17 protein-coding genes are annotated in these 23,265 nt (G+C 75.8%); 9 read left to right on the top strand and 8 right to left on the bottom strand.

Features of this window, described 5'->3' with window-relative positions; genetic code table 11:
* Positions 1-25: 25 nt before the first annotated feature.
* Positions 26-1,549, bottom strand: a complete 1,524-nt coding sequence (locus AGRA3207_RS06045; RefSeq protein ID WP_231333559.1) for a nitroreductase family deazaflavin-dependent oxidoreductase — start codon at positions 1,547-1,549, stop codon at positions 26-28.
* 184 nt (positions 1,550-1,733) lie between these two features.
* Here AGRA3207_RS06045 and AGRA3207_RS06040 point away from each other — a divergent pair, with 184 nt between their 5' ends.
* The 3 genes from AGRA3207_RS06040 to AGRA3207_RS06030 are packed head-to-tail and all read left to right on the top strand — an operon-like array spanning position 1,734 to position 4,656.
* Positions 1,734-2,732: a substrate-binding domain-containing protein gene (locus AGRA3207_RS06040; RefSeq protein WP_231333558.1), complete on the top strand. Its 999-nt coding sequence runs from the start codon at positions 1,734-1,736 to the stop codon at positions 2,730-2,732.
* Positions 2,729-3,781 (top strand): ABC transporter permease, encoded by a 1,053-nt coding sequence (locus tag AGRA3207_RS06035; protein ID WP_231333557.1) that lies wholly within the window; start codon positions 2,729-2,731, stop codon positions 3,779-3,781. The genes AGRA3207_RS06040 and AGRA3207_RS06035 overlap by 4 nt, the downstream gene beginning before the upstream one ends.
* A complete protein-coding gene (locus AGRA3207_RS06030) occupies positions 3,778-4,656 on the top strand; it encodes an ATP-binding cassette domain-containing protein (RefSeq protein ID WP_231333556.1) in 879 nt (292 codons plus the stop codon). Before AGRA3207_RS06035 ends, AGRA3207_RS06030 begins: the two co-directional genes overlap by 4 nt.
* Before the next feature lie 10 nt (positions 4,657-4,666).
* Here AGRA3207_RS06030 and AGRA3207_RS06025 read toward each other — a convergent pair whose 3' ends face one another.
* From AGRA3207_RS06025 to AGRA3207_RS06005, 5 genes are read right to left on the bottom strand one after another with little or no spacing between them, the layout of a single operon-like run.
* Positions 4,667-6,346: a serine/threonine-protein kinase gene (locus AGRA3207_RS06025; RefSeq protein WP_231333555.1), complete on the bottom strand. Its 1,680-nt coding sequence runs from the start codon at positions 6,344-6,346 to the stop codon at positions 4,667-4,669.
* A 10-nt stretch (positions 6,347-6,356) separates the two neighbouring features.
* Positions 6,357-9,725, bottom strand: coding sequence for a coiled-coil domain-containing protein (locus AGRA3207_RS06020; RefSeq protein WP_231333554.1), 3,369 nt, complete (start codon positions 9,723-9,725; stop codon positions 6,357-6,359).
* Positions 9,722-10,378 (bottom strand): DprA-like winged helix domain-containing protein, encoded by a 657-nt coding sequence (locus AGRA3207_RS06015; RefSeq protein ID WP_231333553.1) that lies wholly within the window; start codon positions 10,376-10,378, stop codon positions 9,722-9,724. The genes AGRA3207_RS06020 and AGRA3207_RS06015 overlap by 4 nt, the downstream gene beginning before the upstream one ends.
* Positions 10,371-11,000: a hypothetical protein gene (locus AGRA3207_RS06010; RefSeq protein WP_231333552.1), complete on the bottom strand. Its 630-nt coding sequence runs from the start codon at positions 10,998-11,000 to the stop codon at positions 10,371-10,373. Before AGRA3207_RS06010 ends, AGRA3207_RS06015 begins: the two co-directional genes overlap by 8 nt.
* Positions 10,997-12,217 carry a hypothetical protein gene (locus tag AGRA3207_RS06005; protein ID WP_231333551.1) on the bottom strand — a complete coding sequence of 407 codons (1,221 nt, stop codon included), beginning with the start codon at positions 12,215-12,217 and terminating at the stop codon, positions 10,997-10,999. The genes AGRA3207_RS06010 and AGRA3207_RS06005 overlap by 4 nt, the downstream gene beginning before the upstream one ends.
* Before the next feature lie 201 nt (positions 12,218-12,418).
* Here AGRA3207_RS06005 and AGRA3207_RS06000 point away from each other — a divergent pair, with 201 nt between their 5' ends.
* From AGRA3207_RS06000 to AGRA3207_RS05990, 4 genes are all read left to right on the top strand, one after another.
* Positions 12,419-15,058 (top strand): LuxR C-terminal-related transcriptional regulator, encoded by a 2,640-nt coding sequence (locus AGRA3207_RS06000; RefSeq protein WP_231333550.1) that lies wholly within the window; start codon positions 12,419-12,421, stop codon positions 15,056-15,058.
* Between the two features lie 65 nt (positions 15,059-15,123).
* The gene (locus AGRA3207_RS40210; RefSeq protein ID WP_420830873.1) at positions 15,124-15,285 is read left to right on the top strand and encodes a response regulator transcription factor; all 162 of its coding nucleotides are present in this window, start codon (positions 15,124-15,126) and stop codon (positions 15,283-15,285) included.
* 122 nt (positions 15,286-15,407) lie between these two features.
* Positions 15,408-16,577, top strand: a complete 1,170-nt coding sequence (locus AGRA3207_RS05995; RefSeq protein ID WP_231333549.1) for a class I adenylate-forming enzyme family protein — start codon at positions 15,408-15,410, stop codon at positions 16,575-16,577.
* A 65-nt stretch (positions 16,578-16,642) separates the two neighbouring features.
* On the top strand, positions 16,643-17,578 hold the full coding sequence (locus AGRA3207_RS05990; protein WP_231333548.1) for an AMP-binding protein: 936 nt from the start codon (positions 16,643-16,645) through the stop codon (positions 17,576-17,578).
* A 151-nt stretch (positions 17,579-17,729) separates the two neighbouring features.
* Here the strand turns inward: AGRA3207_RS05990 and AGRA3207_RS05985 are convergent, their stop codons facing one another.
* Positions 17,730-18,176 carry a cytidine/deoxycytidylate deaminase family protein gene (locus AGRA3207_RS05985; protein ID WP_231333547.1) on the bottom strand — a complete coding sequence of 149 codons (447 nt, stop codon included), beginning with the start codon at positions 18,174-18,176 and terminating at the stop codon, positions 17,730-17,732.
* The gene (locus AGRA3207_RS05980) at positions 18,169-18,855 is read right to left on the bottom strand and encodes a RibD family protein (RefSeq protein WP_231333546.1); all 687 of its coding nucleotides are present in this window, start codon (positions 18,853-18,855) and stop codon (positions 18,169-18,171) included. The genes AGRA3207_RS05985 and AGRA3207_RS05980 overlap by 8 nt, the downstream gene beginning before the upstream one ends.
* A gap of 222 nt (positions 18,856-19,077) precedes the next feature.
* Between AGRA3207_RS05980 and AGRA3207_RS05975 the strand changes: the two genes are divergently transcribed.
* Both AGRA3207_RS05975 and AGRA3207_RS05970 read left to right on the top strand, forming a co-directional pair.
* Positions 19,078-20,211 carry an exonuclease SbcCD subunit D gene (locus tag AGRA3207_RS05975; protein WP_231333545.1) on the top strand — a complete coding sequence of 378 codons (1,134 nt, stop codon included), beginning with the start codon at positions 19,078-19,080 and terminating at the stop codon, positions 20,209-20,211.
* Positions 20,208-23,231 carry an AAA family ATPase gene (locus tag AGRA3207_RS05970; RefSeq protein WP_231333544.1) on the top strand — a complete coding sequence of 1,008 codons (3,024 nt, stop codon included), beginning with the start codon at positions 20,208-20,210 and terminating at the stop codon, positions 23,229-23,231. Before AGRA3207_RS05975 ends, AGRA3207_RS05970 begins: the two co-directional genes overlap by 4 nt.
* Positions 23,232-23,265: the final 34 nt, after the last annotated feature.

The raw sequence follows: 23,265 nt of genomic DNA, 5'->3' as shown, positions 1-23,265 counted from the left end.
CCGGCCCGCCGTGCCCGGCGCGCGGTCACCGCGGGGTCAGCCGGAAGGTCCTCGGCCGCCGGCCCGCGCGTTCCGCGTAGCGGCCGTAGACGGGCCAGACCTCCAGGAGGCGCGGCCAGACCTCCGCCCGCTCGGCGTCGCCGAGCAGGCGCGCGGTGACCGGCACGGTGCGGCCCCGGAAGCTCACCTCGGCGTCCGGGTGCCGCATGAGGTCGCCCGTCCAGGCGGGGTGCCGGTCGCGGCCGAAGCCGGAGCCGACGACGATCCACCCGCCGTCCTTCTCGGGCAGGCAGGCGAGCGGTGCCCGGCGCGGACGCCCGCTGACCGCGCCGGTCGTGGTCAGGACGAGGCTCGGGACGAGCGCCTGGCCGAGCAGGAGACGGCCGCGCGAGACACGGTGGAGCACCCGGTCGAGGGGCGGGACGACCTTCAGCCCCACCGCGGAGAACCACCTGGCGCCGGAGATCCGCTGGAGAGGCGGGCCCAGCGCACGCCGGACGAGGCGGGGCGCCGTCCCCGGCCCGCGCCCGGGCCGGGCGAGGCGTCCCGCCCGGCGGGGCGCCAGGTGGCCGCTCTCCGCGAGCCAGCGCACGCTGTCGGCGACGGTCTCCTCCACCGGGCGGAGCGTGAGGTCCAGCGCCTCCAGGAGGGGGCGGTCGTCGGTCGGGACGAGCGTCACCATGAGCTCGGCGGCGTCGCGGGTGAGCGGGTGGTCGAACCGGTGGACGCGCTTGGCGGCGTCCAGTGCCGTCCCGAGGCCGAGCAGCACCGCGGACGGAACGGGCACGCGGCGGCACCTGACGCCGGTCAGCGCGTCGCACAGGTCGGCGCAGCTCCGCCAGGTCAGATGGTGGCCGCCGAGGAGCCAGCGGCTCGCGCCCTGCCGCGTCTCGACCGCGCGGGCCAGCGCCTCGCCGAGGTCACGGACGTCGAGGACCGGCACGCCGCCGCCGCCCGGCAGCGGCCAGACCGTGCCGAGCCCCGCGGCGAGGCCCTCCATCAGCGAAGCCAGCCGGGGCTGGTGCGGCCCGCACACGCCGCCCGGGTACACGATCGTGACCGGCGCGCCCTCCTCCTGGAGGCCGCGCGCGTACCTTTCGGCGGCCAGCTTGGAGCGGCCGTAGGCGGTGCGGGGACGCGCGAGCGGCGCGTCCACCGTGATGACCTGCGCGGACGGGGGGACGAACACCGCGACGGCGGACACGTGGACCACCGGCGCGAGCCCCTGCCCGACCGCCCCGCCGACCACGTTCCGGGTGCCGGTGACGTTGGCCTCGACCAGGTCGCGGCCCGCGCCGGTCACGCCGGCCGCGGCGGCCGCGTGGATCGCCGCGTCGCAGCCCGACAGCGCCTCCTTCACGGCGGCGGCGTCCAGCATGTCGCCGGTCACCAGCTCCACGTCCCCGGCCGGGACGCCGATGGCCCCCAGCACCCGCGCCGCCTTCTCCGGGTCCCGGACGAGCGCGCGCGGGCGGTGCCCCGCGCCGAGCAGGGCGCGGACGGTGTAGGACCCGACGAAACCGGAGGCGCCTGTGAGGAAGACCCGCATGAACGACAAACTAGCGTCCGGTCACAGGCCGTGGCGGGCGTCCGTGCCGTCCCGCGCTTCGCCCGCCCCCGGCGGGCCTCCCGGTGCCGTCCGCGAAGGGGGAGAATGGGCGGGGCACCGCCATCTGTGATCAACTTCTCCCGTCGACCCAGACCATCCATCGGGGAGCAACGGAGGGCGTCCGATGAAACGCGTCGCAGCGCGCAAGCCGTCTACGAGAGCCGCGGTCCTGATGGTGGCGGTGGTGCTGGCGCTCGGCGCCTGCAGCGGCTCGGGCGGTAAGAAGGCCGAGGAGCGCGCGGGCGCGGCGCCCGGCGCCGGGCCCCGGCTGAAGATCGCGATGGTCACCCACTCCGGCCCGGGCGACACGTTCTGGGACATCGTGCAGAAGGGCGCCAAGGCCGCCGCGGCGAAGGACAACGTCGAGTTCCTCTACTCGGCCGACCCGGACGGCGGCAAGCAGGCCGAGCTCGTGAAGGCCGCCATCGACAAGAAGGTGGACGGCATCATCGTCACCCTCGCCAAGCCCGACGCGATGAGGGACGCGCTCGCGCAGGCCGCCGCCGCGAAGATCCCGGTGGTGTCGATCAACTCCGGGGCGGGGGAGTCGGCGCGGCTCGGCGCGGTCGCGCACTTCGGGCAGGACGAGTCGATCGCGGGCGAGGCCGCGGGCCGGGAGCTGGCGCGGATCGGCTCGAAGAAGGCGCTGTGCGTCATCCACGAGCAGGGAAACGTCGGGCTGGAGGACCGCTGCGCGGGGGCCCGCAAGACCTTCGGCGGCGACCTGCAGAACCTGTTCGTCAAGGGCACCAGCATGCCGGAGGTCAAGTCGTCCATCACGGCGAAGCTCCAGGCGGGCAAGGACATCGACGGCATCCTCACGCTCGGCGCGCCGTTCGCCGCGACCGCCGTCGACGCCGCCAAGGAGAGCGGCAGCAAGGCCAAGGTCGGCACCTTCGACATGAACAAGGAGCTCATCGCCTCCATCAAGGCGGGCGACATCTGGTTCGCCGTGGACCAGCAGCCCTACCTCCAGGGCTACGGGGCCGTGGACGGGCTGTGGCTGCTGAAGACCAACGGCAACGTCATCGGCGGCGGGCGCCCGGTGCTGACCGGCCCCGCGATCGTGACCAGGGACAACGCCGCCGCGCTGGAGGCGTTCGCCGAGCGGGGGACCCGGTGACGCAGGCCGTCGCGGAACCGCCCGTCACCGGCCCCGACGAGCGACTGGGCCGGCGGTCCCCGCTGTGGCGGCTGCTGGGCCGCCCGGAACTCGGCGCGCTGCTCGGCGCCGTCGCGGTGTTCGTGTTCTTCTCGCTCGTCGCCGACGCGTTCCTGCGCGCGACGTCTTTCTCGACCGTCCTGTACGCGGGCTCGACGTTCGGCATCATGGCCGTCGGGGTGTCGCTGCTGATGATCGGCGGTGAGTTCGACCTGTCCGCCGGGGTCATGGTGACCTCCTCGGCGCTGGTCGCGGCGCTGACGGCGTACCAGTTCACGCTGAACGTCTGGGCGGGCGTGGCGATCTCGCTCGTGCTGACGCTGGCGCTCGGGGCGGCGAACGGGCTGCTGTACGTCAACACGAGGCTGCCGAGCTTCATCATCACCCTCGCCACGTTCTTCATGCTCGCGGGCCTGAACCTCGGCGTGACGAAGGCCGTCACCGGCAATGTCGCGTCCGACTCCGTCCGGGACATGGACGGCTTCGGGTCCGCCCGCGCGGTGTTCGCCTCCGACGTCGGCATCGGCGGCGTCCAGGTCAACGTCACCGTGTTCTGGTGGCTGCTGCTCGTCGCCGCCGCCACCTGGATGCTGCTGCGCACGCGGATCGGGAACTGGGTGTTCGCGGTGGGCGGCGACGCGGCCGCCGCCCGCGCCGTCGGCGTCCCGGTGACCCGCACCAGGATCGGCCTGTTCATGGGCGTCGCGTTCTGCGCCTGGATCTCCGGGATGCACCTGGTGTTCGCGTTCGCCACCGTCCAGTCGGGCGAGGGCGTGGGCAACGAGTTCTACTACATCATCTGCGCGGTCATCGGCGGCTGCCTGCTGACGGGCGGCTACGGGTCGGCGATCGGCGCCGCCATCGGGGCGTTCATCTTCGGGATGACGAACAAGGGCATCGTGTACGCCGAGTGGAACCCCGACTGGTTCAAGTTCTTCCTCGGCGCGATGCTGCTCATCGCGACCGTCGTCAACCTGGTGGTGCGCCGCAGAGTGGAGCGTTCGGCATGACCGGCGAAGGGGCGGGCGGCGTGACGGGCGCGGGCCCGGGCGGGCGGGGCGTCCCGCTGGTCAGGCTCACCGGCGTCGGCAAGAGCTACGGGACGGTCCTCGCGCTGCGGGACGTGGACCTGGAGGCCGCCGAGGGGGAGGTGACGTGCGTCCTCGGCGACAACGGCGCGGGCAAGTCCACCCTCATCAAGATCATCGCGGGGTTGCACCGGCACGACACCGGCACCTACGAGGTGCAGGGCGAGCCCGTCTCGTTCGGCTCGCCCCGGGACGCGCTGGACCGGGGCATCGCCACCGTCTACCAGGACCTGGCGGTCGTCCCGCTGATGCCGGTCTGGCGCAACTTCTTCCTCGGCTCGGAGCGGCGCAAGGGCCCCGGGCGGCTCGACATCGGTTTCATGCGGGCCACCACCCGCGCCGAGCTGTCCGCGATGGGCATCGACCTGCGCGACGTCGACCAGCCCATCGGGACCCTGTCGGGCGGGGAACGCCAGTGCGTGGCCATCGCCCGCGCCGTCTACTTCGGCGCCAAGGCCCTCGTCCTGGACGAGCCGACCGCGGCGCTCGGCGTCAAGCAGGCCGGGGTCGTGCTCCGCTACATCGTCCAGGCGCGGGAGCGGGGCCTCGCCGTCATCTTCATCACCCACAACCCGCACCACGCCTACCCGGTCGGGGACCGCTTCCTGATCCTCAACCGCGGCCGGAGCATCGGCCACCGCACCAAGGACGAGATCACCCGGGAGGAGCTCACCGCGCTGATGGCGGGCGGCGCGGAACTGGAGCAGCTGGCGCACGAGCTGGACGCGGCGGGCTCCGCGGCCGCCGCCGCGCGGCTCGCGGCGGAGGCCGAGGGACTCGGCCTCACCGACGGCTGAGGAGGCCGGTCTAGAGCCAGCGTGCTCCGGTGAGGATCCGCTCCAGGTCCGGTGTGCGCCGCAGGTCCGCCACCAGGAGCTTCGACTGCGGCAGGTACCACAGACGCTCGGTGTAGGAGAACCGGGTCCTGCGGGTGGGGCCGTACCCGTCGCGGTCCTCGCGCGTGTAACAGGGGACGAGCCATTCGCGGTACTCGGCCATCCTCGGGCCGATGGGGGCGAGCCGGTTCACCGTCCGCGTGGCGCCGTGCCCGACGTCCACGGCGCGCAGCTTCTCCCGGTCGGGGCAGCTCATCCCCTCGTCCTGGCCGAAGAGCGAGGCGTAGGTGTCGCCGACCCGGTACCGGGCCGCGATGTAGGAGGACGAGTCGTCCAGGAAGCTGGCGCCCATCACGAAGAATCCCGGGCACGAGGACTGGCCCGGGTAGACGCCGCCACGGCGGAGCATGAAGTCGCAGCCGCCCGCCGTGGCGACGTAGTAGCTGTCGGGTCGGCGTGCCCCTTCCGGCAATACCGACGCTCTATAGGGGATCAGATGGGCCTTCCAGGCGGCCGGGACCCGCACCGTGAAACCACCGATCCTCAAGGGGACGCCAGGCGGCACCGGCGTGGCCCTCATCGCCGCCGCGTGGGGCCGCTCCGGGCGGGACGCCTGGTAGACGCCGACGCCGCCCGCCGTCGCGCCGACGACGGCGGTGCCGGCGATCGCCACGGCCGCCTTCGTGCCGACCGCCGCGAGGATCCCGGACGAACCGGCGCCCGCCGCGCCCGCGCCTGCTGCGCCTGCTGCGCCCGCGGCGCCTGCGGGGACCAGGCCCGCGGCGGCGAGCGGGAACAGCGCGGCGAGCGCGACGGCGCTCCCGGCCAGCACGCGCACGCCCCGCGTCTCCCAGTCCGCGCCGTACGCCGCCCGCGCCACCGCCTCCAGCTCGGCGACGAACGCGGCCGCGCCCGGCGGGCGCTCCGCCGGGTCCTTGGCCATGCCCCGGGCGACGAGCGGGCGCAGCGGCGCCGCTGCGCCGGTGCACTCCTCCGCCGGCACGTCCCCCGACAGGTGCCCCGCCATGATCGACGCCCGGTCGCCCGCCCCGTACGGGCGGCGGCCCGTCAGGCACTCGAAGAACACGCAGGTGGCGGCGTAGACGTCGGTGGCGGCGGTGGCGGGCTCGCCGCGCCACTGCTCGGGCGCCATGTAGAGCGGCGTGCCCGCGCCCGACGCCGCGCCCTCCGGCGTCGCGATGCCGAAGTCGATGAGCTTGCTGCGCCCGTCCGCGGGGACGATCACGTTCGCGGGCTTGTAGTCGCGGTGGACGACCCCGGCCGCGTGGGCGGCCGCGAGTCCCAGCAGCGACCCCTTCAGCACGGTCAGCGCCGCCTCCGGCTCCAGCGTCCCGTACCGGCCGAGGACGTCCTTGAACGGGACGCCGTCCACCGCCTCCATCACGATCGCCAGGTCGTCGCCGTGCTCGACGAGCCGGTACAGCCGCGCCACGTGCGGGTCATCGACCCGGCCGAGCATCCGCGCCTCGTGCCGGAACCGCTCCCGCGCGGCCGGATCGGCGTCCGCGGGCAGATACTTGATCGCGACGGGGGTGCCCCGCGACGCGTGCCGCGCGAGGACGACCCGTCCCTGCGCCCCGCTGCCCAGCTCGCGGATCTCCTCGAAACCCGACACCCGCCACCGCGCCACGGGCCGCTCCTCACACCGTTTCTGGACTTTCCCCCATTGTCCCCTCGTCCGGCGCGGGCCGCGCGGCCGTGATGAGGGCCGCGAGCCTCCGCACGCGCGGCTCGTGCTCGTCGTGGCCGACCACGACCGGCGGCTCGTTGTAGGGCATCGTGTCGGACGAGCGGCGCAGCTTCACGTACTGCCCGCACGCGTCGATCGCGTACGGCTCCATGTCGTCCTGGAGCGCGCCGATCACGGTGATCCCGTGCGTCTCGCCGATCTTGCGGAACAGCGCGACGGCCTCCTTGCGGTGCTCCTTGCCGAGGTTGCGGCCCAGCTCGTCCAGGACGAGGCACAGCCGTCCCCCGCCCGAGCTCGCCAGCGCCGCCGCGCACACCAGCTTGACGGCCTTCTCGTCCATCAGCGCGGTGTTCGCGCGCCGGTTGTAGGGGACGTGGCGCTGCCCCTCCGAGCGGCGCCACTTCGGCGTCACCCGCCACCGCCACTCCTGCTCGGGGTCGCCGGGCTGCTCCGGCGTGGGGAACTCCAGCGTCGCCCCGTACCCGCCGTACGCCACGTCCAGCTTCTCGAACTCCTCCGACACCCGCTGGAGCCGCGCGCGGATCGCGGCGGTCAGCGCGGTCCGGTGCGCCTCGGCGGCGCCCGCCGCCTCCCGCGCGCCCGTCTGCGCCTTGCCGAGGTCCGCGCGGCGTCCCGACAGCTGCACCTCGATCTGCCGCCGCTGGTGCCGCTCGTAGTCCTCCTGCTGGCGCAGGTAGCCCTCCACCGCCTTCACCAGGCGGGGGAACGTGGCCTGCTCCCGGTCGGTGCGGCGCCCCTCGCCCTCGGCGCGCTCACGCAGAAGGAACCGCATCTCCTCCGGCATGTCCTCATCGGACGGCCCGTCGGGGAAGACGCGGCGCAGCGCCTCCGACAGGTGCTTCTCCGCGGTGTGCCACCACTCCGCGGGCGTCCAGGTGGCCTCGTCGTCGTCCAGCCCGGACAGCCGCTCGGCGGCGCCTTCGCGGGAGCCGCCCCAGTCCTTCTCCAGCCCGTCCAGGCCGAGGGCGGCGCGCTTGTCCGCCAGCTCGGACGCCGCGCGGCGCAGCCGGTCGCGCTCGCGCTCGTGCGCCTCCTTGCGCCCGCGCAGCCGGTCCACCTCCAGCGCGCGCGTGTCCGCCTTCGCCTGGAGCCTGCGCAGCGTCTGCTCGGCCGACCCGAGCCGTGGCCCGAGGCGCGACTCGCTTCCCGCCAGCTCTTCCAAGCGCTCCCGCAACTCCGCCATCCGCCCGCGGACGTCGTCCAGCTCGGCGGCCGCGCGCGCCCCCGCAAGACGCCGCCCGGCGAGAGCGACATCGGCGGCGGCGTCGGACGTCGCCCGACGCGCCGTCTCCAGGGCCTCGTTCGCCGTCTCCAGCGCCGCGCGTGCGGCCTGGACCCGCGCGACCTTCCCCGTCACGGGCTCGGGGAACCCGCCGATGATGACGACACCCTCGTTCTCCAGCGACGCGAAGAACCCGCCCAGTGGCAGATCACACCGCACCCCTCGCGGATGCGCCCGCGCGCGTATGTCGCCGACGGACGCGTTCCCCGCAGTCACGGCGTCGGCAGGCGCGTCTCCCGCCAGTGCATCGTCCGCGGGCCCTGTGTCGGCGGGGACCTCGGCCGCACGTCCGGCGCTTGCGGGCTCGGCGTTCGCGGGCTTCGCACCCGCGGGCCCGGGCGCGTCGCCCGCCGGTGCATCGTCGGCGGGGACGATCATGGAGCCGGGGAGGTCCTTCAGCGCGCCCGCCGCCGCGTCGAGGTCGGCGGTGGCGACGACCACGGCCTCGCGGTAGGGCCACAGGGCGGCCTCCCACCGCTCGCGGACGTCCTCCGCCAGCTCCACCGCGTCCAGCAGGCCGACCGCGCCGATCCCCGCGGCGGCCAGCGCCCGCAGCTGCGCGGGCGCGCTGCTCTCGCCCGCCTCCGCCTCGGCCAGCGACCGCTCGGCGCGCGCCACCGCGCCCCGCGCCATCCCGAACTCCTGCTGCGCCTCGTCGCGGCGCGCCTCGGCGTGGGCCAGCTCCGCGCGCGCGGTCTCGCCGTCGCGTCCGTCCGCCTCCCGCCGCCGCTCCTCCAGCGCCGACACCCGCCGGCGCAGCTCGTCGAGGCGGTTGCGGGCCACCGCCTTGTCCGCGCCCAGCTCGTCCGCCTGGCCCTTGAGGTCGGCGAGCGCCGCGTCCGCCTCGCCGACACGGGCGTCCAGGGCGCCGCCGGTGAGCTGCTCGATCTCCCGGTCGGCCGCCTTCGCCGCGGCCGCCAGCTCCTCGCCCTCGGCGCGCAGCCGCTCCTGCGCGGCGGCGTGCGCGGCGTCGGCGTCCGCCGCGTCCACCAGCAGCCGCGCCTGCCGCGTCCGCCAGTGCCGCAGCGCCGCCGCGACCTCGTCGCGGGCCCGGTCGCGCCGGTCGAACGTCTTCAGCAGCGCCGCCGCCTCGCGCTCCCACCCCGCCAGCCGCTCGGCGGCCTCCACCGCCTTGGCCCGCTCGCGGTGCTCCTCCGCGCGGGACCTGCGCTCGGCCTCCAGCTCCCGGTCCAGCCCGGTCAGCGCCGCGATGGCACTGAAGATCCGCTCGGGGCCGATCTCGTTCAGCGGCTGGGACAGCAGGTTCGTCGCGACCTTGGACCGCACCGACGTCGACAGGAACGACACGCACCGCACCTGCCCCCCGTACAGGACGCGGCCGAGGTCCTTGGCGACCAGGTCCCTGCGTCCCGCGCTGCGCGGCAGTCCCGCCCACAGCCGGTCGGCGAGCGCGACCCGTCCAGCCTCGGACGGGGCGGACGCCAGCCACACGCCCTGCCGCCACCGGATCTCCAGGTGCGGCGCGTCCACGTTCACCCGGAGCCACACCGTGACGGCGGTGTCGCCGTCCTCCCCGGTGTCGGCCTCGCCGTCCTGGGGCTCGTGCTCGGCATCGGAGCCCTCTTTTTCGGGGCCCGCCTTCTCCGGGTCCTTGTCAGCGCCCTTCTCCAGGCGGTCCTCGCCGTTGGGCTCGGCGTAGTCGAAGACGCCGACGATGTAGCCGTGGTCGGCGCTCGCCCACCGGCTGTCCCCCTGCGCCGCCAGCTCGGCGTTGAACAGCAGCTCCGCCACGGCCCGCGCGCCGGACGCGAACCGCCACTGCTCGTCACCGAGGAGCGCGGTGATGGCCGCGATGAACGACGACTTGCCCGCGCCGTTGGAGTCCTTCGGGCCCTGCCCGGCGACCACGATCAGCGTCCCCGGCACGGTCGGCACCGGATGCGTGGACAACCGCGAGATGTTCACCGCCTGGACGGCCACGAGCGTCCGGCCGCCGACGATGTTCTCCGCGTCGCGCGCGGGACCCGGCACCAGCGGTTCGAGGACGGCCGTCATCTGTTCTCCCCCTGATCGCGTTCCCGTCCCCGGCGGCGCGCCCGGATCGCCGCGGCCAGCGGCGAGTCCGGTCCCGCGGCGAGGATCAGCTCCTCCTGCAGGCGGCGCCGCGCCCCGGCCGTCAGCCGGTGGAACTGCGGCCCCGGGACGAACCCGCCCGCGTCGTCGGCACCCGCCTTGACCTGCGACACCAGGCCCGCCAGCCGCAGCCGCCGCAGCGCCGCCTCCAGCTCCCCGACCGGCAGCTGCGTGCGGCGGCGCAGCTCGTCCAGCGGTGTCGGATGCGGCGACAGCCACGAGTCGTCCGCCAGCAGGCCCGCCGCGCGCGGGATCGCCACCGAGTGGATCAGCACCAGGGCCAGCACCGCCCGCTCCCGGACCGGCGGGACGCACCCGGGCTCGCGGGCCAGCTCCGCCGCGACGTCGTCGCGGTAGCCGGAGATCCACCGCGTCTGGTCCGAGCGGACGAGGGTCCGCCCTCCGAGCGCGAGCATCTCCTCGACGGCGCGCCTCAGCGCGGGCTCGCGCAGCGCCGCGAACCGCACCTCCGGAACCGGCTCGGCGGCGTGCTCCACCGCCATGTAGGCGGCGACGACCTCCGCCCGCCGCCGCTCGTCGAAGGACCGCAGCAGGGGCTCGAACACCTCACTCATCCAGCGCCTCCGGCGGGTTATCCACAGGTGCCGAAGTCGGGGCGGCGGGTGCGGGGAGGGCGGCAGACTCGTCTTCGGAAGCGGGATCCGATACCGGGGGAGGCGTCGATGCGGGTGGTTCGGGAAGACGGCGGAGCAGGTCGCGCAGAGACGCGAGCGACTGGTCGGCCCACAGGGCGACACGGGGTCCGGCGCGCAGCGTGCCCGACGGCTCGTCCAAAAGCAGCCAGCCGGTGTCGGCGAGGCGGCGGAGCTCGCCGGTGGCCCATCGGCGGGCGAGATCGGCGTCACCGCGCGACATGCCCGCGTAGACCTCCAGGACGTCTGCGACCCTGGCCGGCGTTCCCGGCCAGGGCGCGTCGTCCAGACGCGTCCAGCAGCAGCGGAGCGCGGCGGCGAGAACGCGGCGGGCCTGTCCTGCGCGGTCCAGCGGCATCGGCGCCGTCTCGTACTCCTCCAGGAGGGCCGGGGTGGCGCCGTCCGGCCAGATGGGCAGCAGCCATACGCGCGTGCCGTCCGACACGCCGTTGGCACCGGCGGGGACGGGCTCCGACACCGCCATCACCGGCGTTCCCAGAACCCGGGCGCGGGCACGGGCCAGAACCTGCGGGTCAACGCTCACGGGGCCGTCCTCTCGAACCAGCCGGGCGACATCCACGTGGGCGAGCCTCCCGGCCGGACGGCCAGGCCGTCCGACCAGACGAGCCTGTACGGCAGCTCGGGATGCAGGTGCGCGGACGCCAGGTCCGCCAGCACGCGGCGCGCCGTCTCCCAGTCCCGCTCAAGGACGTCCTCCACCGCGATCCGGTCACGGCCGCGGAGGACCTGCTCGGCGATCTCGCGGAGCCGTTCCATGGCGGCGCCGTCCGAGCCGGCGTCGTCCGACAGCCCCGAGTCGGGGACGGACGGACGCGGCGGTGCGGGCCGGGCAGGGGTGGCGCGCGGGCCGTCCTCGACGGCCGTCACCACCGCCGACGGCTCGTGCCAGGGCGCCGCCGCGTCGAACACGAACCCCTCCAGCACGGCCGCGAGGTCCTCGCGGGAGGCGGTGCGCGCGAACGTGCGCCACGTCTCCGGCGGCAGGAGGGTCAGGTTGCGGGTCGTGCCCGCCGAGTCCGACAGCCGCGCCGCCGCCCTGCGGGACGCGTCGCCGTAGGAGTAGATCGCGGCGCGCAGATCGGTGCAGGTGCGGTCGAGCTGCGGCCAGCGGCGCAGGATCGCGCCGTGCAGCCGCTCGGCGCGCACCAGGATCTCCTCGGTGCCCCACAGCTTCGGCGCCTGCTCGCGCAGCTCCTCGATCGTCCCGTTGGCCAGGGTGACCAGCTCGACGCTCCACAGCCGGAACGCGCGGGCGAGGCCGTCCGCCCCGTCGCGCGCCTGCTCCGGCGTCATGCGCGGGTCGGCCACGTTGAGCTGCTCCAGCGCCAGGAGCCGGTGCATCTCGCTCTGCCCGCCGTCCAGCATCATCCGCCGGACGAACATGAGCCCGACCACGCTGGTGAACGACGCCCGGTAGCGCAGCTGGTTCGGCTTCGGGAACACCTCGCGGACCGCGCCGAGCCCCTTCAGCACCCGCAGCCGGTTCTCGAACACCTCGGGTGGATAGCGGCGGCACACGTACCGCATCTGCTCGCGGCCCAGCCCCTCCTCGCCCGCGTCCGCGAACGCGGCGAGCAGCGTCTCGGCGACGTCCACCAGCTCGGGATCGTCCACGACGGCGCCGCTGTCGCGGGCCAGCGCCGCGAACATCTGCCGGTACACGCCCAGCACCGCCTCGCCGACCAGCGCGTCGTCCAGGCTGGCGGCCGCACCGGAGCCGTTCTCGGAGGTGGGGGACACGGCGCACTACGGTACGGCCCCGTGGCCGCCGGAGGGGAATCGGCGGGCGCGGACCGGCGACCGAACACCGCCAAACGGCGGACGCGACACGCACAGCGATGCGACACTCACGCTCGAGAGCCATACGGGACGTCGCAGGCCCCGCGAGGTGCACCCGGATACGAACGCACCAGGCCGGGCCCTTCGGACACGGCAGGGAGCATGACGACGCTGAACACTCCCGCGAGGACCAACCTCCCGGCCGAACCCAACGCGTTCGTCGGCCGCGACCGCGACGTGGGCGACCTCCGCCGTCTGCTGGAGGACATGCGGGCCGTCACCCTCTGCGGCCCCGGCGGCATCGGCAAGACCAGGCTGGCGCTGCACGTCGCCCACGCGATGGTCTCCGTCCACCCCGAGGGCGTGTGGTTCGTGGAGCTGGCCGACGTCCGTCCCGACGGGACGCCCGAGCCGATCGCCCGGCGCGTCGCCGCCGTCCTGGACATCGCCGAGGAGGACGACCGCCCGCTCGCGGAGACGCTCATGGACGCCCTGGACGGGCCGTCGGTGCTGCTCGTCCTGGACAACTGCGAGCACGTCGTCGACGAGTGCGCCGCCCTGACCGGGATGCTGCTCGCGCGCTGCCGCCGGCTCCGCGTCCTCGCCACCAGCCGCGAGCCGCTGCGGCTGCCCTGCGAGAACGTCTGGCGGGTGCCGCCCCTGGAACCGGACGAGGCGGCCCGCCTGTTCGTCGAGCGGGCCCGGGCCGCGCGCCCGGGATTCGACCGCACGCGCGCCGTCGAGGAGGTCACCCGGGCCCTGGACGGCGTGCCGCTGGCTCTGGAGCTGGCAGCCGCCCGCGTGCGCGTCCTGTCGGTCGAGCAGATCGCGCGGCGCCTCGCCGACCGTTTCCGGCTGCTGAGCGCGGGCGACCGGTCGGCCCCGATCCGCCAGCGCACGCTGCGCGCCGCGATCGACTGGAGCCACGACCTCCTCGACGGCCCGGAGAGGACGCTGCTGCGCCGCCTGTCGGTCTTCGCGGGCTGGACCCTCGACCAGGCCGAGCAGGTCTGCGGCGACGACGTCCTCGACACCGGCGAGGTCCTCGACCTCCTCACCGCCCTGGTCGACAAGTCCCTCGTCACCGTCACGGGGGAGGCCGCGGGCGAGGTCCGGTTCCGGCTGCTCGACAGCATCCGCGAGTACGCGGCCGAGCGGCTGGAAGCGGCGGGGGAGGACGCGCAATTCCGGCTCCGGCACCGCGACGCGGTCCTGGAGGCCGCCGAACGGCACGGCGAGATCGCCGTCGCGGAGATCCCCGGATCCTGGCAGGAGCGGGTCGCGCTCTTCCGCCTGTACGACGCGGAGCTCGGCAACGTCCGCGCCGCGCTCTCCTGGTCGCTGGAACGCGGCGACATCGAGGAAGGCCTGCGGATCTGCACCGCGCTGCGGTCGTACTGGATCGTCCGGGGCCGGGTCGCCGAATGGGCCGAGTGGACCGACAGGTTCCTGGCCCGGGGCCCGGCGCTCCCCGCCGGCGTCCTCGGCGCCGGACTCGCCGGGCGGGCGCAGCTCGCCGCCGGCGTCCGCGACTTCACGCAGGCGCAGCGGTACGCCGAGGAGGCGCTCGGCCCCTGCCGCGCGTCCGGCGACGACTTCATGACCGCGTCCTCGCTGATCACGATCGCCGAGGCGCTCACCCGCGCGGGCCGCACGGCCGACGCCGTCGCCCGGCTCGACGAGGCCGACGCCATCGCCGCCGCACCCGGCCAGGAATGGAACCGCGCCTACGCCCTCGCCACCCGCGGCTACCTGCTGATCCGCGGGTCGCGCCTCCGCGAGGCCCGCGACCGCCTCGCCGCGGCCGCCGCGATCATGCGGGACATCGGTCAGCTCTGGGGCGCCTCGCACGCCATGATCGGCCTCGGCCGCCTGGCGGAGCTGCGCGGCGACCACGACGCCGCCCGCGGCCACTACGCCGAGGTCCTCCCGATCCTCGCCGAGATCGGCGCCCGCCCGGAGATGGCCCGCGCCCTGGCGGGCCTCGGCCGCGTCGCCCTGGAACGCGGGGACGCCCCGGGCGCGCGCGAAGCCCTGGCGCAGAGCCTCACGCTGAGCCGCTCGTCCGGCATCCGGCTGGACGTGGCCCGCGCACTGGACGCGTTCACCGGCCTCCTCGCCCACGAGGGCGACGCCCGCGGCGCGGTCCTGCTGGCCGGAGCCGCGTCCGCCCTCCGCGAGGCCGCCGGCCGCCACCCCGGCGCGGGCGCCCGCCAGGAACGCACCCTCGCCCCGATCCGCCGCACGCTGGGCGATCCCCTAGTCACCCAGTTCTGGGCCGAAGGCCGCGCCATGCCCGCCGACGACGCGGCCGCCTACGCCCTCAACCCCGCCCCCCAACAAAGTCCGGGAGGCCAGTTGCCCCCCGCAAGCGACACCACCCTCCCGCCAGGAACACCACCGACCCGACCCACCACAGACGCCACCCTCCCGCGCGGGGCGCCACCGCCCGAGCCCGCGGGTGACGCTGCCTTCCCGCCTGGGGGGCCACCGGCCCGGCCCAGCACCGACGCCGCTTCCAGTGCCCCGAAGGTGCCGCCTCCACGCGAGCCGACCCCGTCCAAGCAACCCCCCTCCGTGCCACCGGCCAGGCCGGGAACGGGATTCCTCACCCCCCGCGAGCAGGAGGTCGTCGCACTGGTGGCGCGGGGTCTTAGCAATCGCGGGATCGCGGATGAGCTGGTGATCAGTCCTGCGACCGTCGCGCGGCATGTCACGAATATTCTCACCAAGCTGGGTTTCGCCTCGCGCGCTCAGATAGCCGTTTGGGCTGTTGGGAACGACCGGGCGAGCGACTCCTGAGACGCCGCCCCACCCACGCCGGGAACGGGGTTCTCATCCCTCGCGAGTGGCAGGTTGTCAGGCTGGTGGCGCGGGGTCTTAGCAATCGCGGGATCGCGGACGAGCTGGTGATCAGTCCTGCGACCGTCGCGCGGCATGTCACGAATATTCTCACCAAGCTGGGTTTCGCCTCGCGCGCTCAGATAGCCGTCTGGGCGGTGGGCAACGACCGGGCGAACGACTCCTGAGACGCCGCCCCACCCTCGCCGGGGCTGATCTGGTGTGTACGCAGGGGGCGGGTCGCGGATACGACGTTGGTTGCTTGGTTCGGAGCATGTCTTGAACGGGTGGCGGATCTAGCGTCAGCGCAATGATCTCTCACGATTCCGGTGCGGCCTATCCCGCGGTGACGGTGACGGAGGCGGTTCTGCGTCCCGGACGCGCTGTTCACGGAAAGCGGCGCGCGGTGGTGGACGCGGTGTCCGGGCGTTCCATCACCCATGCGGCGCTCGCCGCGGAGGTGGCGCCGGCGTCGGCGGCGCTGGCGGGGGAGGGGGTCGAGCCGGGTGATGTGGTGGGACTGCACCTGGCGGACGGCCCCGAGTTCGCCATCGCCCTGCACGCGGTGCTGGCGGCGGGTGCGGTGCCGCTGCCGCTTCGCGCCTCGGATCCGGCCGGGCTGCTGGACGCCGCGCGGGTGCGGACGGTGATCGCGGGGGCGGCGCCAAGCGGCCGGTTCCTGAGGGCGGTCAAGGCGGCGGGGGTGGAGAGGGTGCTCGGGCTCGGCGGCCGGGCGGGCGGCCGGGCCGCCGCGCCGGAGGTGCGGGCCGATCCCGCACGCGACACCGCCCTGGCCGTCGGCGTGGGGGGCGGGCCCCCGCGTCTGGTGCGGCTGACGCACGCGGAGGTCGTCGCGGGGCTGGTCCGCGTGGCCGACGCGGGGCTGATCGGTGGCGCCGACACCGTGCTGACCGCGCTGCCGTTCACAGGCGCGCTCGGGTTGAACGGCGTCCTCAACCCGGTGCTGCGGCTCGGTGCCACCGTCGTCGCCCTGCCGGACGCGGGCCGCCACGACCTGCTGCGCGCCGTCCAGGACCATCGGGCGACGGTGGCCGTGCTGCCGCCGGCGCTTGTCGAGGCGCTCGCCCGTGAACGCGGCGCCACCCACTTCGACCTGGGTTCCCTGCGCACGGTCGTCGCCGCCGGGGGGCCGCTCGCCGCCGACGACGCCCGCGCGGCGGCGGCGCGGGTCGGGTGCCCCGTCCGCAGGGCGTACGGGATGGCCGAGGCCGCCGGGCTCACCCACCTCAACCTGTGGGCCGCCGAGGAGGGCGCGCTGGACTCGGTCGGGCGCGGGCTGCCCGGGGTGTCCTGGCGGATCGTCCACCCGCGGACGCGTGCCGTCCAGGCGTCCTACCATCGGGGCGAGCTGTGCGTGCGGGTCCCGGATACGGCGCGGTGGATTCCCACCGGTGACGCGGCCTTCGCCGACGACCACGGCCGCGTGTTCATCCTCGGGCGACTCGGTCCGCGGCCGTGAGCTGCACACGTACGTACACACTTCTTCGGATGTGGCGCGCCGGGCGCGGGGCGTACCGTCTGCGCATGCCCGACGGAGACACCGCCGCCCCGCCGACCGTTTCCGGGACCACGGTGACCCGCGCAGTGCTGGGCGCCGCGGCCGACAACGCCGCCCGGTACGGCGACCGGCGCGCCCTCGCCGACCCGGAGCGGGAGATCGGCTACGCGCGGTTCGCCGCGTCGGTCCCGGCCGCCGCGTGCGGCCTGCGGCGCCACGGCGTCCGGCCCGGCGACGTCGGCGCCGTCCACGTGACCGGCGTCTGCGACCTCGCCCTGGCCGTCCACGCCGTCACCGCCGCAGGGGCCGTGCCCGCCCCGCTGCGGGCCGGCGCGCCCGTCGCCGAGCTCGCCGCGATGATGAACGAGTGCGGCGCCCGGTTCCTGCTGGTCGGCGCGGAGGGCGCCCCGCCTGCCATGGCCGCCGCGGAGCGCTCCTACGTCCGGCAGGTCTTCGCGTTCGGGGACGTGCCGGGTGCGACGGCGTTCGGCCGCCTCATGGACGGGGGTTCCGGCGAGCCGTTCCCCGTCCCGCCTCCCGACCCGCTCCGCGACCCCGCGCTGCGGCTGTGGGGGCCGTCCGAGGAGATGTCCCACGCCGACCGGCTCGCCGACCTGGACCGGCTGGCGGGCGTGGCCGGGGTCGGTGACGGCGACGTGCTGGCCGTGTGCGGGCGGGACGTCCCCATGCCGACGTGGATCGGGCTCGCCGACCTGTGTCTCACCCAGGGAGCGTTGCTGGTCGGTGTCCCCGGCGGCGGCGCCCGCGCGCTGCTCGACGCGATCCTGCGGCATCGTGCGACGGCCGCGGTGGTGACACCCGCCGACCTCCGCGCCATCGCGTTCGACCACGACGCGGTGCCGGTGCCGGGCGTCCGCCTGCTGGTCACGGGCGCCGCGTCCGCGGAGGCGGTGCGAGGCTGCCGCGACCGCCACGGCTGGACGGTGTCGCCGCTGCGCTGACCCCGGCCGGGGGAGTCCGGGGCATCCCGGCGGGAGCCTGCCGCAATCCTGTGTTCGGGGTTGGACGGCGATCTTTTGGGGCGGGCTTGCGGGCGGTTCCGGCTTGCGGGGTGGTGGGGAGAACCACCCCGGTCGCAGCGAGGGCCGGTGGTCAGAGCAGGTGGGTGTTGGGTTCGCGGGCGCGGTCGGCGAGCTCCGGCAGCTCGACCGCCTCGACGCCCGCCGCGGTGAGGATCTCCGCGCCCGTACCCGACGTGAACAGGGCCGGTTCCCGCCAGGCGAACACGACGCGGGCGGCGCCGGACGCGACGATCAGTTCCGCGCACGGGCGGGGGCGTGAGGCGCGGTCACCGCACGGTTCCAGCGAGCTGTAGACGGTCGCGCCCTCCAGGTCCCCGCGGCCCCCGGCGAGGGCGCCCGCCTTGGCGAGCGCGGCCTCCTCGGCGTGGTCGTGGGGGTCGCCCTCGCGGGAGAAGCCCCGCGCGAGCTCCCGCCCGTCCGCGTCCACGATGACGGCGCCGACCGAGAACGCCGTCGCCGACGGCGGGCACAGGCGCGCCAGGTCACAGGCCAGGGCGAGCCAGCCGAGGTCATCCACGACCGGCCCCGGTGAGGAAGCGCAGCAGCGCCAGGTTGCCGATGCGGGTGATCTCCTCCAGGCGCATCGGGCGGTCCGGGGACTGGGGGAACACGCCGGAGCCGACGAACCTCGGCGCGGACGGGTCGCCGATGAAGAACGGCGCCACGACGAGCTGGAGCTCGTCCACCGCCCCGGCGGTCAGGAACAGCGTGTGGATCCCGCCGCCGCCCTCCACCATCAGCCGCCGGACGCCGCGCGCCGCGAGGTCGCCGAGGACGGTGTCGAGGGTGAGCGGCTCGCCCGCGTCGATGACCTCGGCGAGGCCGTCCAGCCGCCCGGCGAGGCCGCCCGCGGTGTCCGCCGGGGCGTAGACGAGCTTCGGGGAGGCGCCCGTGGTGAAGAACCGCGCGGCCGGGTCCAGGTCCCCGCTCCAGGTCAGCGTCACCTTCGTCAGGTCGGGCGGCATCCCGCGCGCCGCGCGCTGCTCCTTGCGCGCGGGCGAGCGGATCAGGAGCTGGGGGTCGTCGGCGCGGACCGTGCCCGCCCCCACCAGGATCGCGTCGCAGCCGGCGCGCACCGCGTCGACCCGGTCGAAGTCCGCCGGGCTCGACAACCGCAGCCGCTCGGGCGTCGCGTCGTCGATGTACCCGTCGACGGACATCGCACAGCTCAGCAGCACATAGGGACGCTCGCTCACGTCGCAAGCCTAGGGCCGCTCCCCGGTTCCGTGGACCGGTTCAACTTCATGATGTCCTCAGGCTTCACGGAGCGCCCGCCGCGCCGGTGGCGGGGCGACGACGCGCCCGCCCGGTCACGGCCCGGGAGACGGGCCGTCAGGTGGGTCTCTTGGGCCGAGATTGAAGCAACACGGCGTTTCTGCGCCGGATGTGTCGGTGGGGGTGCCTATGGTTGCCGGGACATGCGAATCCTGCACACCTCCGACTGGCACCTCGGGAGATCGTTCCACCGCGAGGACCTCATGGCGGCCCAGCAGAGCTTCGTCGACCATCTGGTCGAGACCGTCCGCGCGGAGCGGGTCGACTGCGTGCTGATCTCCGGTGACGTCTACGACCGGGCGCTGCCCCCCGTGGACGCCGTGCGGCTCTTCGACGACACGCTCGGGCGGCTGAAGGGCCTCGCGCGGGTCGTGCTGATCGCGGGCAACCACGACTCGACGCGCCGCCTCGGCTTCGGGTCGGCGCTGATGGACGACGCGGGGGTGCACGTCCGCACCGACTTCGCGCGGGTGGGGGAGCCGGTCATGGTCGGGGACGCGGCCGTCTACGGCATCCCCTACCTGGAGCCGGAGCTCGTCCGGCAGCCGTGGGGGCTCGACGAGCGCGGTCACGCCGCGACGCTGGCGGAGGCGATGCGCCGCGTCCGGGCCGATGCCGCGCGGCGGGGGCCCGGGGTGCCGACGGTCGTGCTGGCGCACGCGTTCGTGACCGGCGGCGAGGCCAGCGAGAGCGAACGGGACATCTCCGTCGGCGGTTCCTCGCACGTCCCCGCGTCGGTGTTCGAGGGCGTCGGCTACGCGGCGCTCGGCCACCTGCACGGCGCCTGGGCCGTCACCCCCCGGGTCCGCTACTCGGGTTCCCCGCTGGCCTACTCCTTCTCCGAGGAGCGTCACGTCAAGGGGTCGTGGCTGGTCGACCTGCGCGCGGACGGCGTCGCCGCGGAGTTCGTGGAGGCCCCAGTCCCGCGCCGGATCGCCCGGATCCGCGGGCGCATCGACGACCTGCTCTCCGACGGCTCGTTCGACGGCTACGAGGACCGCTGGCTGCAGATCACGCTGACCGACCCGCGCCGCCCGTCCGCCGCGATGGAGCGGCTGCGCCGCCGGTTCCCGCACGCGCTGGTCCTCGGCTTCGAGCCGGGCGCCGGTGCGGCGGATGCCGGGCGCACCTGGTCCGAGCGGGTGCGCGAGCGGTCCGAGCTGGACGTCGCGGGCGACTTCGTCGCCGAGGTGACCGACGGCCCGGCGAGCGCGGCCGAGCGCGGCCTGCTGCACGAGGCGTTCGAGCACTGCCGCCGCAAGGAGGCCCTCGCGTGAGGTTGCACCGGCTGACGGTCACCGCGTTCGGTCCCTTCTCCGGGACGGAGGAGATCGACTTCGACGCGCTGTCGGACGCCGGGCTGTTCCTCATCCAGGGCCGGACGGGCGCGGGCAAGACCAGCGTGCTCGACGCGGTGTGCTTCGCGCTGTACGGCCGCGTCCCCGGCGCGCGCAAGGCGGTCAAGGGCCTGCGCAGCGACCACGCGCCGCCGGGCGCCGCGCCCCGCGTCGTCCTGGAGACGACGATCCGGGGCCGCCGCCTCCGCCTCACCCGGTCCCCCGAGTGGGAGCGGCCGAAGCTCCGGGGCGACGGCGTCAAGAAGGAGCACCACAAGGTCCTGCTGGAAGAGTTCGCGGACGGCGCGTGGGCGGGGCACTCCACGCGGATCGACGAGACCGCGGACCTGGTCAAGAGCCTGCTCGGCATGGACGCCGACCAGTTCTGCCAGGTCGCGATGCTGCCGCAGGGGGAGTTCGCCGGGTTCCTGCGCGCGGGGGCCGACGACCGCCGCAAGGTGCTGGAGCGGCTGTTCGCGGCCGAGGTGTTCGCGCAGGTGGAGAAGTGGCTGGCCGAGCGCCGCGCCGCCACCGGCAGGGAGGCCGCCGAGCTGGCCGCGGCCGCGGCCTCGGTCGCCGACCGCATCGCCGGGACGACCGGCGCCGCCGCGCCCCGCGCGGAGCGTCCCGCCGTCCCGCGGCCGCGGCGCGGGGAGCCGGCGCCGGAGACGCCCGCCGACGTGGCCGGGCTGCCCGCGTGGGCGGCGGAGGCGGCCGGTGTCCACGAGGACGTCCGCGCCGTCACCGGCGGGCTGCGCGCCGGTGCCGCCGAGGCGCTGGACGCCGCCCGCGACGCGCTGCGGGCGGCGGAGGACCTCGCCGACCGGCAGGCGCGGCACGCCGGGGCCGTCCGCCGCCGCGACCTCCTCGCCGAACGTGCGGAGGAACGCTCCCGGACCGCCTCGCGGCTGGACGCCGCGATCCGCGCCGACCGCGTCGTGCCGCTGGTGCGCGCGGTCGCCGACCGGCACGAGCGGGCCCGGCACGCGCGCCGCTGGGCGGGGGAGACGCGCTCGGCGGTCGCGGCGCTGCTCCCGCCGAACGCGCCGGAGGACGTCCTCGCCAAGGCCGAGCGGCAGCGCCGCGACGAGATCGCGACCCTGGAGGGCAAGCGCGCCACCGCCGTGCGGCTCGACGAGGTCGAGGACGAGCGCCGCAGGCTGGCCGCCGAGCTGGCACGCCTGGAACCCGAGGAGGCCCGTGTCGCGGCCGCCCTCGCCGAGCTGCCCGGCCGCGTCGAGGCGGGCCGCGCCGCGCTGGACGAGGCGCTCGCCGCCGCCGCGGGGAGGGCCGGGGCGGCCGCCGCCGTCGACGCCGCCCGGCACCGGCTCGACGCGGCGCGGCGCCGTGACCAGGTCGGGCACCTGCTCGCCGCCGCCGAGGCCGCGCGCAGCGCCGCGGTCGACGCCGCCCAGGTCGCCCTCCAGCACGTCCTCGGCCTGCGGCAGGCGCGGCTGGACGGGATGGCCGCCGTCCTCGCCGGGGACCTCCGGGACGGGGAGCCCTGCCGGGTCTGCGGCGCGACGGGGCATCCCGACCCCGCCACGTCGCACACGCGGGTCCCGGCCGAGGAGGAGGTCGACGAGGCGCAGGCGGCCGCCGACGCCGCCCAGGCCGCGCGGGAGTCGGCCACGGCCGAGGTGGAGGCGCGGCGCGCCGAGCGCGACGGCCTCCTGGAGACCGCGGGCGAGCTGGCCGCCGAGGAGCTCGCCGCCGAGCTGGACGAGGCCGAGCGGGCGCTCGCCGCCGTGGACGCGGTGGCGGCCGAGGCCGGGCCGCTGGAGGCCGCGCTGCACCGCGACGAGCGGGAGCTGGACGGCGCCCGCGACGAGCACGCCGGGATCGGCCAGGCGCTCGCCGAGAACCGCACCCTCGACGGGCGGCTGTCGGCAGAGCGGGAGCGGCTGCGCGCCGAGCTGGCGGAGGCGGTCGGCGGCGACGGCACCGTGGAGGCCCGCGTCGCCCGGCTGGGCCGCGAGGCCGACGCGCTCGCCGCGGCCGCCGACGCGCTCCGCGCCGCCGCCGTGGCCGACGAGGAGCTGGCCGCGGCCCGCGCCGCCGCGAAGGCCGCCGCCGGGCAGGAGGGCTTCCGGACCCCCGAGGAGGTCCTCGGCGCCGCGATGGCTGACGAGGACCAGGCCGGCCTGCGCGACCGGCTCCGCGACCTCGACGCCGAGGAGGCCGCCGTCCGCGACCTGCTCGCCGACCCGGCGCTGCGGTCCGCCGCCGCCGGGCCCGCCCCGGACCTGCCCGCCCTGGAGGCGGCCGTCGCCGCCGCGGAGGCGGCCCACGACGGCGCCGCGGCCGCCGCCGACCGCGCCCGCCGCCGCTGCTACCGCATCGCCGAGCTACGCGCCGAACTGGACGGGGCCGTCGCGGCGTGGCGTCCGGCCGCGGAGCGGCACGCGGTCGCCGAGCGGCTCGCGGGGCTGGCCTCCGGGAAGTCCGCCGCGAACCGGCACTCGATGTCGCTGTCGGCGTACGTGCTGGCCGCGCGGCTGGAGCAGGTGGTCGCCGCCGCGAACGAGCGGCTCGCCCGCATGTCCGGGACCCGCTACGCGCTCGTCCACACCACGGCCGGGACGCTGGGCGACCGCAGCAGGAGCGCGGGCGGCCTCGGGCTGCGCGTCGCCGACGCCTGGACGGGACTGGAGCGCGACCCCGTGACGCTGTCGGGCGGCGAGTCGTTCATCACCTCGCTGTCGCTCGCGCTCGGGCTCGCCGACGTGGTCACCGCCGAGGCGGGCGGCACCGAGATCGGCACGCTGTTCGTCGACGAGGGCTTCGGCACCCTCGACGAGGAGACGCTCGACGAGGTCATGGACGTCCTGGACGGGCTGCGCGACGGCGGCCGGGCGGTCGGCATCGTCAGCCACGTCGCCGAGCTGCGCGCCCGGATCCCCGCGCAGCTCCGCATCACCAAGGACCGCGTCGGCTCCACGGCCCGGATCGTCGTCTGACGGCGGGCCCGCCGGTGGTCCCGGCACGTCCGCG

This window comes from Actinomadura graeca (assembly GCF_019175365.1).
GTDB lineage: Bacteria > Actinomycetota > Actinomycetes > Streptosporangiales > Streptosporangiaceae > Spirillospora > Spirillospora graeca.
This window is presented reverse-complemented; position numbering and strand designations above follow the sequence as displayed.